Genomic DNA, 15,638 nt, shown 5'->3' with positions numbered 1-15,638 from the left:
GGCGGGTCACGGGGGTCGTCGCGAGGTGAACGGGCGTCTAGGCGAGGGGGAACGGAAGTGAGCGGGTCCGCCGATCGGCTGCCGCGGCTGCTTGCGCTGGTGCCGTACCTGATGTCCCATCCGGGGGCCACGGTCGGCGAGGTCGCGGCGGTGTTCGGGCTGAGCGAGAAGCAGCTCATCGACGACCTGCAGCTCGTGTGGATGTGCGGGCTGCCCGGCCACACCCCCGGCGACCTCATCGACGTGTCGTGGGACGGCGGCGAGATCCTCATCGACAACGCCGACACCATCGCCAGGCCGCTGCGGCTCGGCATCGACGAGGCGAGCGCGCTGCTGGTGGCGCTGCGCACGCTGGCCGCCACCCCCGAGCTGGCGCTGCCCGAAGGCGGGGTGCCCGACGCGCTGCCGCGGGTGATGGCCAAGCTGGAGCGGGCCGCCGGAGAGGGCGCGGCCACCGTCAGCAGCCAGGTCGCCGTGGACGTCGACGCCGCCCCCGACGCGCTGCCGCGGGTGCGCGAGGGGCTCACCAAGGGCCGCCGCCTGTCGCTGCGCTACTACGTGCCGGGCCGCGACGAGGTGACGCCGCGCGAGGTCGACCCGATGCGGGTGCTGGTCGTGGACGGCCGCGCCTACCTGGAGGGCTGGTGCTACCGGGCCGAGGCGATGCGGCTGTTCCGGCTGGACCGGGTGCTCGGCGTGGAGGTGCTGGACGTGCCCGCCGACCCGCCGGCCGAGGCCGAGCCGCGCGACGTGACCGACGGGGTGTTCCGTCCGTCGCCCACCGACGAGCTGGTGGAGCTGGAGCTGAGCGCCGCCGGGCGGTGGGTGGCCGAGTACTACCCGTGCGAGCAGGTCACCGAGCTGGGCGAGGGGCGGCTGCGGGTGGCGCTGCGGGCCCGCGACGAGGACTGGATTCTCAAGCTGGCGCTGCGGCTCGGCGACACCGGCAAGGTCGTCTCGCCTCCTGAGATGGCCGAGGCCGTGCGCCGCGAGGCCGAACGCGCCCTGGCCCTGTACGCTCACCGGTCATGACTTTGCTGTTCGTGTCCGTGGGGATCGGCGTCGCCGGGCTGATCGTGCTGGTGGTGGCCGGTGCTCGCGTCGTGGTGGCGGCACGTACTCTGAGAAGGGAAGTGGCCGAGGCGCAGGCCCAGCTTGAGCCCCGGCGGGCCAGATTGACCGGCCAGGGGGGGTGAGACCACGCCCCCGGCAGCGTACGATCGTGGCTGAAAGAGGCAAGTGTCGCTAGAAAGGGCGTTCTCATGCCGAACCTCGGAGTGCCCGAACTCCTCATCATTCTGCTGGCGCTGGTGCTGCTGTTCGGTGCGAAGAAGCTGCCCGACATGGCCCGCGGCGTCGGCCGTTCCCTGCGCATCTTCAAGGCCGAGACCGCGAAGCTGCGCGATGACGACGACGACGTCCAGCACACCGTCCAGCAGGCGCCCGCGCAGCAGGCCCAGCCTCAGCCCCAGCCCGTCCAGCCGCAGCCGCTGCCGGCCTCCACCCCGCCGGCCCCCACGCCCGGGCTGTCGCTGGAGGAGCAGGCCCGCCAGCTGGAGGAGCAGGCCGCCAAGCTGCGCGCCAGTGCCGCCCAGACCGACAACAAGCACGCCTGATCTCCGCCCTTCCTCCTCTTCCTGATCTGGACTGCTAGATGGCGCTGCTCAAACGATCGAGCAATTCGAGGCGAGAACGCGACCCCGAAGGTCGCATGCCCCTCATGGAGCACCTGCGGGAGCTGCGCAACCGCCTGCTCATCGCGCTGGCCGCCGTGGTCGTGGGCATCATCATCGGCTTCTTCTTCTTCGATCCGGTGTGGGCGTACATCAAGGCGCCGTTCTGTGACACGCCGCAGGCGCAGCAGCTGCGCGTCGGCCAGTGCACGCTCACCTACGGCGGCATCTTCCAGTCGTTCTTCCTGACGCTGAAGGTGTCGGCGCTGGTCGGCCTGGTGGTGTCCTCACCCGTCTGGCTCTACCAGATCTGGGCGTTCGTCACGCCCGCCCTCTACCGCAACGAGAAGCGGTATTCGATCACGTTCATGTCGATCGCGGTCCCGCTGTTCCTCATCGGCGCCGCGCTCGCCTACATCATCATGGACACCAGCCTGGCGATCCTGCTGGGCTTCGCGCCGAGCGACACCGTCGCGACCATCCAGATCGATGAGTACCTCAACTACGTGCTCATCATGCTGGTGATCTTCGGTGTGTCGTTCGAGCTGCCACTGCTGCTGGTGTTCCTCAACATCATCGGCGTCCTGTCGCACGCCACGGTCAAGAAGCACCGGCGCACGGTCGTCTTCATCATGTTCGTCTTCGGCGCGGTCATCACGCCCGGCGGCGATCCGCTGACGATGATGGCGCTCGCCATGCCGATGATCGTGCTGTACTTCATCGCCGAGGGCGTCATCTTCCTGCGCGAGAGGCGCGCGCCGGCCGAGGGGGACTTCTCCCACCTGTCCGACGACGAGGCCTCGCCGCTGCCCGAGGAGAGCACGCCGGTCGAGCCCTCCGGGTTGACCGATGAGGAGCCGCCGGGCACCGACAAGCGCTGAGGCATTCCCGTGCCGCCCCGGAAACGATAGGTTCCGGGCGTGTCCCCCCATATCGCCCTGCTCGTCAACCCCGCCGCCCGCGGCGGGCGTACGCTGCGCCTGCTCGAGCCCGTGGCGCGCCGGCTGCGCGCCGGAGGGGCCGAGCTGTCGGTGATCGTCGGTGACGACGCCGCCGACGCGCTCGCCCGCGCCTGCACGGCCGTCTCCGAACGTCCCGACGCGCTCGTCGCCTTCGGCGGCGACGGGCTGGTCCACCTGGCGGTGCAGGCGGTCGCCGGCACCGACGTGCCGCTCGGCATCATCCCGGCGGGCACCGGCAACGACATCGCCGCCGCGCTCGGCGTGCCGCGCAAGGATCCGCTCGCGGCGGCCAGGGCCGTGCTGCGGATGAAGACCCGGCCGGTGGACGCCGCCCGCATCGCGGCGGGCGGTGCCGAGGAGCTGTTCGCCGGGGTGGCGTGCTGCGGGTTCGACTCCCGCGTCAACGAGCGGGCCAACACCCTCACCTGGCCGCCCGGCATGGCCCGCTACCTGGTGGCGACCGCGCGGGAGCTGCGCGCGTTCCGGCCGATCCCGTACCGCGTCACCTTCGACGACGGCGAGCCGGTCGAGCGGGAGGCGATGCTGGTCGCGGTGGCCAACACCACCTCCTACGGCGCGGGGATGCGGGTCTGCCCGGACGCCAGGCCCGACGACGGGCTGCTGGACGTCGTGATGGTGGGCGCGCTGTCCACGGGGGAGTTCGTGCGGGTCTTCCCGAGCGTCTACCGGGGCACCCACGTCACGCACCCGGCGGTGTCGGTGCGGCGGGTGCGCAGCGTCCGGGTGGAGGCACCCGAGGTGATCGCCTACGCCGACGGCGAACGCATCGGGCCGGCCCCGCTGCACTGCGAGGTGCTGCCGGGCGCGTTGCGCGTCATCGTATGAGATCTACTTTGTAAAGGCGCCGGGTCGGAAGGCCCGGCGCGGGCGGCTCCCTGGACGGACCGGAATGGCGGTTTCGGTAGGCTGGCGATTATGACAACGCCAGCGGAACGCTATGCGGCCTTCCGTCAGAAGTTCGGGGACGACGGGGCCGCGCTGAGATCGTTCCGAGGTCTCTACGACTTCCCGCTGGACGACTTCCAGATCGACGCCTGCCGCGCCCTGGAGGCCGGCGACGGCGTGCTGGTGGCGGCGCCCACGGGGTCGGGCAAGACGGTGGTCGGCGAGTTCGCCGTCCACCTCGCCTTGGAGCAGGGCCTGAAGTGCTTCTACACCACCCCCATCAAGGCGCTGTCCAACCAGAAGTACAACGACCTGGTCAAGCGCTACGGCACGGGCAAGGTCGGGCTGCTGACCGGCGACAACAGCATCAACGGCGAGGCGCCGATCGTCGTCATGACGACCGAGGTGCTGCGCAACATGCTCTACGCGGGCTCGGCGACGCTGTCCGGGCTCGGGTTCGTGGTGATGGACGAGGTCCACTACCTCGCCGACCGGTTCCGCGGCGCGGTCTGGGAAGAGGTGATCATCCACCTGCCGGAGTCGGTGCGGCTGGTGGCGCTGTCGGCGACGGTGAGCAACGCCGAGGAGTTCGGCGAGTGGCTGGGCGCGGTGCGCGGCGACACCACGGTGATCGTGGACGAGCACCGTCCCGTGCCGTTGTGGCAGCACATGATGGTCGGCAAGCGCATCTACGACATGTTCATCACCGACGATCTGACGCCGCGGATCAACCCGACGCTGATGCGGGTGACGCGGGATGCGGAGCGGCTGATGGCGGGTCGTGGCCGGCGCGGCTACGGCCGGGTGCCGCGCTCGCGCCCGCCGGACCGGGTGCAGGTCATCGAGAAGCTCGACGCCGAGGGGCTGCTGCCGGCGATCACGTTCATCTTCTCCCGCGCGGGCTGCGACGCGGCGGTGCAGCAGTGCCTGTACGCCGGCATCCGGCTGACGAGCGACCGCGAGCGGCACGAGATCCGGCAGATCGTCGACGAGCGCACGGCGCACCTGCCCGATGAGGATCTGGCGGTGCTGGGCTACCTGGAGTGGCGCGAGGGCCTGGAGCGGGGCCTTGCGGCGCATCACGCGGGCATGCTGCCGGCGTTCAAGGAGGTCGTGGAGGAGCTGTTCACCCGCGGCCTGGTCAAGGCGGTGTTCGCCACGGAGACGCTGGCGCTGGGCATCAACATGCCGGCGCGCACCGTGGTGATCGAGAAGCTGGACAAGTGGAACGGCGAGACGCACGCCGACCTGACGCCGGGGGAGTACACCCAGCTCACCGGCCGGGCGGGGCGGCGCGGCATCGACGTCGAGGGCCACGCGGTGGTGCTGTGGCAGCCGGGCATGGATCCGCTGTCGGTGGCGGGCCTTGCGGGCACCCGTACGTATCCGCTGCGGTCGAGCTTCCAGCCGTCGTACAACATGGCGGTCAACCTGGTCGGGCAGTTCGGCCGCGAGCGGGCCAGGGCGCTGCTGGAGGAGTCGTTCGCGCAGTTCCAGGCGGACCGTGCGGTTGTGGGGCTGGCCAAGCAGCTGCGCAAGCACGAGGAGGCGCTGGAGGGCTACCAGGAGGCGATGACCTGCCACCTGGGTGACTTCGCCGAGTACGCGGCGCTGCGGCGGCGGCTGTCCGACCGCGAGGCGGAGCTGTCGCGGCAGCGCGGTGCGGCGCGGCGGGCGGCGGCGGCGCGGTCGCTGGAGGCGCTGCAGCCGGGCGACGTGATCCGGGTGCCGGGCGGCCGGCGCGCGGGCCTTGCGATCGTGCTGGACGTGAGCCGCAATCCGCGCGGTCACGGGCCGAGCCCGCTGGTGCTGACCATCGGCAAGCAGGTGAAGAAGCTGGATCCGTCCGACTTCCCGGTGCCGGTGGAGCCGCTGGAGAAGGTGCGCATCCCGAAGAACTTCAACTCCCGCTCGCCGAAGGAGCGGGCGAACCTGGTCTCGACGCTGATGGCGAAGATCGGCGACCGGGACCTCGGCAAGCCGCCGCGGGTGCGCGACCACACGGTGGAGGACCCCGAGGTCAACGACCTGCGGCGGCAGATCAGGCAGCATCCGTGCCACGGCTGCGACGAGCGCGAGGACCACGCCCGCTGGGCCGAGCGCTACTACAAGCTGCTGCGCGAGACCGAGGGGCTGCGGCGGCGGGTCGAGGGGCGTTCCCACGTGATCTCGCGGACGTTCGACCGGATCTGCTCGGTGCTGCAGCAGCTCGGCTACCTGCGCGGCGAGACGGTGACCGACGAGGGGCGGCGGCTCGGCCGCCTCTACACCGAGCTCGACCTGCTGACCGCCGAGTGCCTGCGCAACGGGCTGTGGGAGGATCTCGATCCGGCGGAGCTGGCGGCGTGCGTGTCGGCGCTGGTGTTCGAGTCGCGGGCGTCCGACGACACGCGGCGGCCGAAGATCCCGGCGGGTAAGGCGCAGGACGCGCTGTCGGCGATGATCCGGCTGTGGGGCGAGCTTGAGGGCATCGAGTCGGACCACGGGCTGTCCACGATCAGGGAGCCGGATCTGGGGTTCGCGTGGGCGGCGTACCGGTGGACGAAGGGGCACAGCCTCGACGCGGTGCTGATGGACGGCGTGGGCGGCAACGAGCTGGCGGCCGGTGACTTCGTGCGGTGGATCAAGCAGCTGATGGACCTGCTGGGCCAGCTGGGGAACGCGGCGCCGGAGGGCAGCAAGATCCGGCAGACGTCGGTGAAGGCGATGGACGCGATGCGGCGGGGTGTGGTGGCGTACTCGTCGCTGAACTGACCCCCGGCCGGGCGTTGTGGCCCGGCGTGGCCGGTGTGGTCGGCGCGCTGATGTCGGCTCGGTAACCCGCTGCGGGCCGGTGTGGCCCGTGTCGGTCGCGTGTGGCCGGCTCGGTACCCGCCGCGGGCCGGTGCGGTCGCGTCGTCACGTGAGGTCGGCCCTGCGGCGTGAGGCCGCTTGACGGCCGTTGGCGGACGGTCTGAGGGCGCTCCGGAAGCGCGGCTTCTGGGGCGCCTTTTGGCGTTATATGACGCTGGTTTTACGTTTTTACTGGTGGGCGGGCGCCTTTACTTCTTCGCCGGAAACGCCTTTCCGCTCGGGTTTTACCGGTCAAGCCTTCCTGAAATCAACGATTATCTGCTGATTTATCGCATTTCGGGTGCTAGCGTCCGATTTGTCAGTGTTCAGCCAACGGGGGAGGAATCATGGCGAACACGCAACTGTCCGCGGTCGGCTTCAAGCAAGGATGGGGATGCCGCAGGCGCCGCCGCTGGCGCCGGTGGGGCTGGGGCTGGTGCGCCCGTCGTAGGTGGTGGGGGTGCTAGACACCCCCGATGAGGGCCGGCGGCCAGGCCGCCGGCCCCCTTTGAGCGCCTCCGGCCGTGAACTCGCGCCGGCGATCACCATTCGCCGCACGTTCCGCGAGTTCTGGCCGGACACCCGCGGGTTGCGGCGCCATTTCGCGGCCGGGGTGGTTTTCGCCATCCTCGCCGCGCTCTGTGAGGTCGCCGCGATCCGCCTGTTCGGGCACATCACCGACGAGGTGCTGACGACCCGGAACCTTGACGCTTTCTGGTCTCCCGCGGCCATCTGGCTCGGGCTCGCCGTCGGTGCCGGCGCGCTGTCCTTCGCGGGGGCCTACCTCACCGCGCTGGGCGCGGAGCGGTTCCTGCTGGCCCTGCGCGACCGCGTGTACGCGCACGTACAGACGCTCGCCCCCGACTTCTCCGAGAAGCGGCGGCTGGGCGACCTGATGGCGCGCATGACGGACGACGTGGAGGCCATCGAGGAACTGGTCGGCTCAGGACTGGTCAAGGCCGTCACCACCGTGGCCGGCATCGTCTTCTTCGCCGGGGCGGCGTTCTTCATCCGCTGGGACCTGGCACTGCTGACGATGGCGTTGATCCCGCTGTTCGTGATCACCTCGAAGGTGTTCGCCTCGAAGTTCAGGACGGCGGCGGCGCGCGAGCGGGCCAGCAACGGGGCGATGAACAGCGTCCTGGAGGAAGGGCTGGCCAACCAGCCGCTCGTGCAGTCGTACAACCGGCAGGACGAGGAGTCCCGCAGGCTGCACAGCGAGGGGCGCACCTGGCTGCGGGCCAACATGTCGCAGGCCTGGCTGTCGGGTCTGTACAACCCGGCGGTGCAGGTCATCGAGACGATCTGCCTGATCGCCATCCTCGGGTTCGGCGCGTGGGAGATCGCGGCCGGGCGGCTGACGATCGGCGGGCTGCTGTCGTTCGCGGCGTACCTGGCCCTGCTCTACCCGGCCGTGCAGAGCCTGGGCGAGCTGGCCCTGACGGTGTCGGAGGCGGCGGCGGGATCGGACCGCGTGATCGAGATCCTGCACACCAAGCCCGCCGTACGCGACGCCCCGGACGCCGTCGCGATGGGCCGCTGCAGCGGCCGGATCGTCTTCGACCGGGTGAGCTTCACTTATCCGGGACGGAGCCGTCAGGTGCTGCGCGACCTGTCGTTCACCGCAGAGCCCGGCGAGGTCGTCGTGATCACCGGGCCCAGCGGGGCGGGCAAGTCCACGATCGCCAAGCTGCTGCTGCGCTTCTACGACCCGGACTCCGGGCGCATCCTGCTGGACGACACCGACGTCCAGGGCATCACACGGCAGTCGCTGCGCGACAACATCACCGTCCTGCACCAGGAGACGCTGCTGTTCTCCGGCACCGTACGCGACAACATCGCCTACGGGCGTCCCGGCGCCTCGTTCGACGAGGTGGTCAGGGCGGCCGAGGTGGCCGGGGCGCACGACTTCATCAAGCTGCTGCCCCAGGGGTACGACTCGCCGGTCGGTCAGCGCGGCCGGCTGCTGTCCGGCGGGCAGCGGCAGCGCATCGCGATCGCCAGGGCCATCCTGCGCGACACGCCGGTGCTGGTGCTCGACGAGCCCGTCACCGGACTGGACGTCGCCACCGCCGCCCACGTCATGCGGCCGCTGCGGCGGCTCATGGCCGGGCGTACCACGCTGCTCATCACGCACGACCTGCGGCAGGTGCCGGAGGGGGCGCGGGTGATCGAGATCGAGCCGGCTCCGCGGGAGGAGCGGATCCGGCTCAAGCGGGTCGGCGCGCGGTCCGGCTGGGGAACGTCCACGTGACCCCGGTCTCGCCGGCCCGGCACCCGTCCCGACGCTCCGGGGCGGGTGCCGGGCTTTCGGCGACCGTTCGCCCTCGGCCGCCGGTCGCCGCTGTGCCGGCGGGTCGTTGTCGTGGCGCTGACTGCTGCGACGCTCGGGAGGATTTCGGAGTTTCGCGTACGGCGCCGCGAAGGTCCCTGGCGGCTCCGGCGCGACGCCCCCGGAACAACAACCACCACCACCGCCGCGCATCCCCGGAAAGCCATCACTTTCATCCCCGGAACGCCATCGCGGCGGAATCTCTGAACGCCGCCATCACTGCGTGAGCCACGGACGCTGCCGCCGCCGCGGAACCCCCTGAACGCCGTACTGCCGTGGAATCGTCGCCCCATCCACCTGGTGTTGGGTTTTAGCGGGATATTGCGGGATCGGCGGCGGTCGGCTGCTGGGGTGTTTCAGGGGTTGCGGTGGGATTTTGGGGGTGTATGTCGGGGAATCTCCCGGGATAGAATCGGAGAGCATTCTCCGTTTGTCGCCGCGGGCCCGCTTTCCGCCTGCCGGCAGGCCGAAGGCAGGTGGAGATCATGGGCGACGATCACGGCGCCGCCAGGCCGCTGCGGGCCGACGCCCGGCGTAACAGGGAGCGGGTGCTGCAGATCGCCCAGCAGGCCCTGGCCAGCGACGGCCTGACCATCTCCTTCGATGAGATCGCCCGGCGTGCCGGGTTCGGGGTCGGCACCGTCTACCGGCACTTTCCCACCAAAGAGGCGCTGTTCGAGGCGGTGCTGCTCGGGCGGATCGAACGGTTCGTGGCCGACGCCCGCGCGCTGGCCACCGCCGAGGACGCCGGTCGGGCGTTCTTCGGCTGGTTCGCCGCAGTGGTCGAGCAGGCGTCGGGCAACCAGGCGCTGTGCGACATGCTGGACAGCGGCACGGCCATGCCGGTACGGCCCGGCTCCACGCTGGCCAGGGACTTCGCCGCGGCGCTCGGCCGATTGCTGGCGCGGGCCCAGCGGGTGGGGGCCGTGCGCGCCGACCTCACCGCCGAGGACGCCCTCGACCTGCTGCGCGGCTGCCTGGTCGCCGAGCGCGGAGCCCGGGCCAGGGGAGGGGCGGTGCGGATGGCGGACGTGGTCTGCGACGGGATGCGGCCCCGGTCGCTCTGACGCTCCTGACGGTCAGGGGCCTGGTGCGTGCGGCCTGACGGTCCCTGACGGTCAGGTGCCTGGTGCGTGCGGCCTGATCGTCCCTGACGGTCAGGCGCCTGGTGCGTGCGGCCTGACCGTCCCTGACAGGTGGGCGCGTGGTGCGTGCGGACCTCGCGACAAATAATGTCGATTACCAAATGGGAGAAACCTCATCTTGGTCGTCGTATGCCGCGCTGCGCCCGCTGATCGCTATTTGCGGAAATTCCAGTGTTTGTGGGGATTGATCACACTACGCTGCTACCGCTTGCCAAGTACGAGGGGAAAGCGGGCAACAACGTGTTCATCGCAGTCACAGTGCTGGCCGCCGCTGTTGTCGGCGCGGTGGTCTGGTGGCTCCGCCGGGGGACGGGGGAAGGTGCCGCCGACGACAGGTTCGAGGTGGACCGTTCGTGGGGGTTGCTGCCACCTGATGTGGAGGCGGCCTTCGTGGAGGGGCTGCGGGCGTACCACGATTCCGGCAGCGCGCTGCGGGTCCACGAGGAGCTGGAGGTGCTGGTCGCCTACGACCCGCCGCGGTCGATCTCCCTGCGCCTGCTCGCCGACGCCTTCGCCGCCCGCGGGGACGCCGCCCTGCACGACCCGCAGGGCACGGTCACGGAGCTGATGGCCGAGCTGGCGACGGCCGAGCGCCCCGGCGTCCTGCACCTGCGCGGCGAGTGGCCGCCGGCCGAGCCGGAAGGGGTGCGCGGCCCTAAGGTTGCGGATGGCCCGGAGATCGCGGACGGCATGGACGCCGAACGCTTCGCCACCGCCGTGGCCGAGACCGTGACGGAGCTGGTGAGGGGACCGGCGGGGGCAGCGGCCTCTGCGGCGGTCGCGGACGCGGCCGCCGAAGCGGTGGTAACGGACACGGCGGCCGAAGCCGCGGTAACGGGCACAGCGGCCGAAGCCGTGGTAGCGGGCACAGCGGCCGAAGCCGTGGTAGCGGGCACAGCGGCCGAAGCCGCGGTGATGGGTACAGCGGTAGCAGATGCGGCAGTAGGCGTAACGGCCGCACCGGACGGGGCGGCGACGACCGAAGCGTCTGCGGGCGGAACGGCGGTGGCGGATGTGATCGGGGATGTGCCGGTCGTGCAGGTCTCCGAGGGACGAGGGCTGTGGGCCGTGGAGGCGAAGCTCGGCGCGCTGCATGTCCGCGTGCCCGCGCAGCCCCGCGCCGGAGAAGCCGCTCTGCCCAGCACAGGAGAAGCCGCCCCGCTCCGCGCCGGAGAGGCCGCCCTCCCGGGCGCCGGAGAGGCCGCCCCGCTTCGTGGGGAGGCCGCCCTTCCCGGCACCGGAGAGGCCGCCCTGCCCGGCGCCGGAGGAACCGCACCGCTCCGAGATGGGGACGCGGCACGGCCCGAGCTCGAGGAGGCGGCGCTCTACGGGACGGGGGAGGCGACCTCGGCCGGAGCCGGAGGGGCGCTGTCAGCCGGACCCGGGGAGGCGGGCTCGGCTGCCGGAGGGCCGGGCGAGCGGACGCACGTCAACGGCACGCCCATCAAGCCGCTGCCCGCCATCCGGGACGGCGTCCAGGACGTGCAAGCCGCTGCGGAGGCGGAGGCCGAGGAGGAAGCGGACCGGCCGAACACGCTCATGCTGGACCTCGCCTACGTGCTCGACCGCTATCGGGAGGCGCGCGAGCTGCGTCCGGACGCGCCGGCCGGGGAGGTTCTGCGCGAGGCCGTCACGGGCCTGATCGCCGACGACGGCCCAGGCGTGACGTGGGCCCGCCCGCCGACCCCGGCCCAGCGCCGCCTGGTCCACGACGGCCCACCCGAGCTCCACTGATCGCCCCGCACCCGGCCAGGGCCTGCGGGGGCTGATTCGCACGTCCCGCGCCCCCGGCACAGCCGCGTCGCCCGCCCCGCGCGCAGCCGCGTCGCGCGTCCCGTGTCGCGCGTCCCGTGTCGCGCGTCCCGTGTCGCGCATCCCGCGCGTAGCCACGGCCCCGCGGCCGGGCCTCGATCGAGCCTCCCTGACTGCCCCGGCGCAGCGCAGCTGCGGCCGACGGCCTCGCCAGTTGCTCCAACGGCCCCGGGGCGCGACTCGCTCATCGCCGCCCAGGGGCGGGTCGTGGTCGAACACGTCGGCGTGCACCGCTACTCAAACACGTGAAGCTGAGGGGAGGGATGGCAGCGCGTGGGGGCGGTCGGTCGGTGGCGGGGCTCGCCCATGCTGCATCGGCCGCCCGGTGCTCGGTTCAGCGGAGCCTGCTGGAGAGGCGGCTCGCCCGGTGCGCGGCTCGCTCATCGCCGCCCAGGGGCGAGTCGTGGTCGGAGTCGTGGGGCGGAATGGCAGCGTGGGGGCGGGCGGTCGGTGGCGGGGCTCGCCCATGCTGCATCGGCCGCCCGGCGCTCGGTTCAGCGGAGGTTGCTGGAGGGGTGGCTCGCGCGGACTCCGCCGGCCGTCAGGTGCGCGACTCGCTCACTGGCGCGCTGGGGGCGAGTCGCGGGTGGGGCCGGGGGGAGGCATCGTCGCGCAGGGGGCGGTAGGCCGGTGGTCTGGCTCGCGCGAAAAACGCCGACGGTGCTCGTGCTCATTTAGGCCAGGCGAAGGGATGGCTCGGCAGAGGGGAGCCGGTGGGCGGGCACCGGGGGAGGTCCGATGCCTGAGGAGGTCAGCCGGTGTTCTCTGCGCGGCCGAGGCGCCAGTAGCCCATGAAGGCGACCGCGCGGCGGTCCATGCCGCGTTCGGCCACCAGGTGGCGGCGGAGGATCTTGATGACGCCGGCCTCGCCGGCCAGCCACGCGTACAAGGGACCATGCTCGGGCGCCTCCTGCGGGACCTCCCACAGCTCCTCGGCGTCGACGTCCACGTCCTCCAAGGAGCCGGGTGCGGCGGCCGGAGTGGGCAGCAGGCGGGCGGCGGCGGCCTGGACGGCGGGGATGAGCTCGGCGCCGCGCTCGCCGCCGTTGCGGGCGAGCCAGGTGACCTTGACGTTGGCGGGCGCCTCGATGGGCAGGGCGTCGGCGTCGAAGGGCACCTCCATGAGCACCTCGCCGGCCAGGTGGGCGGGGAGGCGTTCGAGGATGGCGCAGATGGCGGGGACGGCGGTCTCGTCACCGGCGATGAGTACGCAGCCGGTGCCGGCGGGCGGCCGGAACTCCAGGCCGCCGTGCGGGCCCTCGTGGTCGGCGTTGGGGCCGAGGAGCGCGGCGACGTCGCCGGGCTGCACCTGTTCGGCCCAGCGGGCGACGGGGCCGCCGTCGGGGTGCATGACGACGTCCACATCGACCTCGCCGGCCTCCCGGCGGACCGTCCTCGCGGTGTACGTGCGCATCACGTTGCGCTTGCCGGGGTCGAGCGTCCGCCAGCGCTGGTACCAGTCGGGCCCCTTCGGCAGGTACGCCATGCCGTGCTCGGGGGTCGGGAGGAAGAGCTTGACCCGCTGGTCGAAGCCGTTGTCGGCGAAGTGGCGCAGGTCGTCGCCGGCGAAGGTGACGCGCAGGAAGGACGGGCTGAGGCGGTCGAGCCGGTCTACTCGTACGTCGAACATGCGAAAGGGCTCGGTCATCCCCGGAATCCTCCAACGGCGATTTATTAGGTGAGCCTAACCTAAACGATCGCGGGGATTTAAGCGAGCCGGGGTTAGTGCATCGGCCCCACTCGGGACGATAGCGTCGTGAAGCATCGTGAACGGTGAAAACCGGGCCACCGTGCCCGCCCCCCAGATTGGAGTCCCGAACTTGTCTTCCGTGATCCTCTCCGCGGCGGGTGCCGCGCTGGTGCTCGACACCTCCGGCCCGGGGCTGCCCCGGGTACGGCACTTCGGCGCGGACCTCGGAGCCGGCGGACAGGACCTGGCAGCGGTGCTGCCGCCGTCGCCGGGCGCGCCCGCGCCGTCGCTGCTGCCCGCCCAGGCGGAGTCCTGGTACGGCAGGCCCGGCCTGTCCGGCGTGCGGGACGGCGAGCACTGGCCGGTGCGCTGGAGCGTGGAGAACGTGGAGGTGTCCGCCGAGCCGGGCGGCGGCGGCACGGTGACCGTGACGGCCGCCGACGAGCGTGCCGGGCTGCGGCTGGTGTGCGAGCTGGTCATGGAGGGCAGCGGCCTGGTACGGATGCGGCACGCGGTGATGAACACGGCCGCCTCGCCGTACCGGCTGGAAGGGCTGGTGTGCACGCTGCCGGTGCCCGCCCGCGCGGCCGAGCTGCTCGACTTCACCGGCCGGTGGGCGCTGGAGAAGGTGCCGCAGCGCAGGGAGTTCACCCGCGGGGTGTGGTCGCGGGAGAACCGCAGGGGACGCACCGGGCATGACGGCACCGGGCTGCTGATCGCCGGGACCGGTGGGTTCGGGTTCAGGAGCGGCGAGGTGTGGGCCGTGCACGCCGGCTGGAGCGGCGACCACGTGCACTACGCCGAGCGGCTGCCCGAGGGCGTGTCGCTGCTGGGGGCGGGCGAGCTGCTCGAGCCCGGCGAGGTCGTGCTGGCCCAGGACGCCACGTACCGTACGCCGTGGGTGTTCTTCACCTGGTCGGGCAGCGGCCTCGACGACGCCTCGCACCGGCTGCACGAGCACCTGCGCGCCCGCCCGCTCCCGGTGCGGCCGGTCACGCTGAACAACTGGGAGGCCACCTACTTCGACCATGGCCTCGACCGGCTGCTCGAACTCGCCGAGCGGGCCGCCGCGGCCGGCATCGAGCGGTTCGTGCTCGACGACGGCTGGTTCCGGCACCGCCGCCACGACCGGGCCGGGCTCGGTGACTGGTACGTGGACGAGGGCGTCTGGCCCGACGGCCTGCACCCGCTCGCCGATCGGGTGCGCGAGCTGGGCATGCAGTTCGGGCTGTGGTTCGAGCCCGAGATGGTCAACCCCGACTCCGACCTCGCCCGCGAGCACCCCGACTGGATCCTCGCCAGGCCGGAGCGCATGCCGCCGCCCCAGCGCAACCAGCAGGTGCTCGACCTGGCCAGGCCCGAGGCGTACGCGTACCTGCTGGAGCGGATCGACGCTCTGGTGCGCGAATACCGGCTCGACTACATCAAGTGGGACCACAACCGCGACATCGCCGAGCCCGTGCACGACGGCGCGCCCGGCGTGCACGCGCAGACGCTCGCCACCTATCGGCTGCTTGACGAGCTGCGCGAGCGCCACCCCGGCCTGGAGATCGAGTCGTGCTCGTCCGGCGGCGCGCGTATCGACTACGGCATCCTGGCGCGCACCGACCGGGTGTGGACCTCCGACTGCAACGACGCGCTCGACCGGCAGTCCATCCAGCGCTGGACCGGGCTGCTGGTGCCGCCGGAGCGGATGGGCGCCCACGTCGGCGCGAACCGCGACCACAGCACCGGGCGGATGCTGCCGCTGGCGTTCCGGGCCGCGACCGCGCTGTTCGGGCACATGGGCGTGGAGTGGGACATCACCTCCGCCACCGCCGAAGAACTGGAGGAGCTGGCCACCTGGATCGCGCTGCACAAGCGGCTGCGGCCGGTGCTGCACTCCGGCCGGGTCGTGCGGGCCGACCACCCCGACCCGACCGCGTTCCTGCACGGCGTGGTGCTGCCCGAGCGGGGCGTGTTCGCGTACGTGCAGCTCACCTCGCGGCTGGACGTCGGGCCGGCGCCGCTGCGGCTGCCCGGGCTCGACCCGGAGGCCACCTACGAGGTGCGCCTGGCCGGGCCCGTCCCCGAGCGGACCGTGCTGCCCGAGTGGGCCGCCGAGCCCGTCCGGCTGCGCGGTTCCGTGCTGGGCGAGCTGGGGCTGCCCGCGCCCGCCATGCGTCCCGCCTCCGCGCTCGTCATCGAGGTCGAGCGGGTCTGAGCCGGTGCCCGCGGAGTGCGGGTCGGTGAACGGGGTTTAATCCGGCCGCAACGCGGACACCCGTGGCCAGGTAACACGGGTGC

General features: G+C 72.0%; 11 protein-coding genes. 10 read left to right on the top strand and 1 reads right to left on the bottom strand.

The features are described 5' to 3' along the window. Window positions 1–57 precede the first annotated feature (57 nt). The 9 genes from AB0K67_RS26425 to AB0K67_RS26385 all read left to right on the top strand — a co-directional run bounded on the left by AB0K67_RS26425 (window position 58) and on the right by AB0K67_RS26385 (window position 11,584). On the top strand, window positions 58–1,032 hold the full coding sequence (locus tag AB0K67_RS26425; RefSeq protein ID WP_364065353.1) for a WYL domain-containing protein: 975 nt from the start codon (window positions 58–60) through the stop codon (window positions 1,030–1,032). Beyond that, entirely contained in the window at window positions 1,029–1,196 is a 168-nt protein-coding gene (locus AB0K67_RS26420) for a hypothetical protein (protein WP_364065350.1), read from the top strand. The genes AB0K67_RS26425 and AB0K67_RS26420 overlap by 4 nt, the downstream gene beginning before the upstream one ends. A gap of 66 nt (window positions 1,197–1,262) precedes the next feature. Beyond that, window positions 1,263–1,616, top strand: coding sequence for a Sec-independent protein translocase subunit TatA (gene tatA, locus AB0K67_RS26415; protein WP_364065348.1), 354 nt, complete (start codon window positions 1,263–1,265; stop codon window positions 1,614–1,616). A gap of 95 nt (window positions 1,617–1,711) precedes the next feature. Then, on the top strand, window positions 1,712–2,554 hold the full coding sequence (gene tatC, locus AB0K67_RS26410) for a twin-arginine translocase subunit TatC (RefSeq protein ID WP_364065345.1): 843 nt from the start codon (window positions 1,712–1,714) through the stop codon (window positions 2,552–2,554). Between the two features lie 39 nt (window positions 2,555–2,593). Further along, the gene (locus AB0K67_RS26405) at window positions 2,594–3,481 is read left to right on the top strand and encodes a YegS/Rv2252/BmrU family lipid kinase (protein WP_364065343.1); all 888 of its coding nucleotides are present in this window, start codon (window positions 2,594–2,596) and stop codon (window positions 3,479–3,481) included. A 90-nt stretch (window positions 3,482–3,571) separates the two neighbouring features. Further along, window positions 3,572–6,295, top strand: a complete 2,724-nt coding sequence (locus tag AB0K67_RS26400; protein WP_364065340.1) for a DEAD/DEAH box helicase — start codon at window positions 3,572–3,574, stop codon at window positions 6,293–6,295. A gap of 538 nt (window positions 6,296–6,833) precedes the next feature. Beyond that, window positions 6,834–8,627 carry an ABC transporter ATP-binding protein gene (locus AB0K67_RS26395; protein WP_364065338.1) on the top strand — a complete coding sequence of 598 codons (1,794 nt, stop codon included), beginning with the start codon at window positions 6,834–6,836 and terminating at the stop codon, window positions 8,625–8,627. A 563-nt stretch (window positions 8,628–9,190) separates the two neighbouring features. Beyond that, window positions 9,191–9,772, top strand: coding sequence for a helix-turn-helix domain-containing protein (locus AB0K67_RS26390; protein ID WP_364065335.1), 582 nt, complete (start codon window positions 9,191–9,193; stop codon window positions 9,770–9,772). 249 nt (window positions 9,773–10,021) lie between these two features. After that, window positions 10,022–11,584 carry a hypothetical protein gene (locus tag AB0K67_RS26385; protein ID WP_364065333.1) on the top strand — a complete coding sequence of 521 codons (1,563 nt, stop codon included), beginning with the start codon at window positions 10,022–10,024 and terminating at the stop codon, window positions 11,582–11,584. 829 nt (window positions 11,585–12,413) lie between these two features. Here AB0K67_RS26385 and AB0K67_RS26380 read toward each other — a convergent pair. Continuing rightward, window positions 12,414–13,310 (bottom strand): siderophore-interacting protein, encoded by an 897-nt coding sequence (locus AB0K67_RS26380; RefSeq protein ID WP_364065331.1) that lies wholly within the window; start codon window positions 13,308–13,310, stop codon window positions 12,414–12,416. 172 nt (window positions 13,311–13,482) lie between these two features. Between AB0K67_RS26380 and AB0K67_RS26375 the strand changes: the two genes are divergently transcribed. Then, window positions 13,483–15,555, top strand: a complete 2,073-nt coding sequence (locus AB0K67_RS26375; protein ID WP_364065329.1) for an alpha-galactosidase — start codon at window positions 13,483–13,485, stop codon at window positions 15,553–15,555. Window positions 15,556–15,638: the final 83 nt, after the last annotated feature.

This window comes from Nonomuraea sp. NPDC052634 (genome assembly GCF_040678535.1).
GTDB lineage: Bacteria > Actinomycetota > Actinomycetes > Streptosporangiales > Streptosporangiaceae > Nonomuraea > Nonomuraea fastidiosa.
This window is presented reverse-complemented; position numbering and strand designations above follow the sequence as displayed.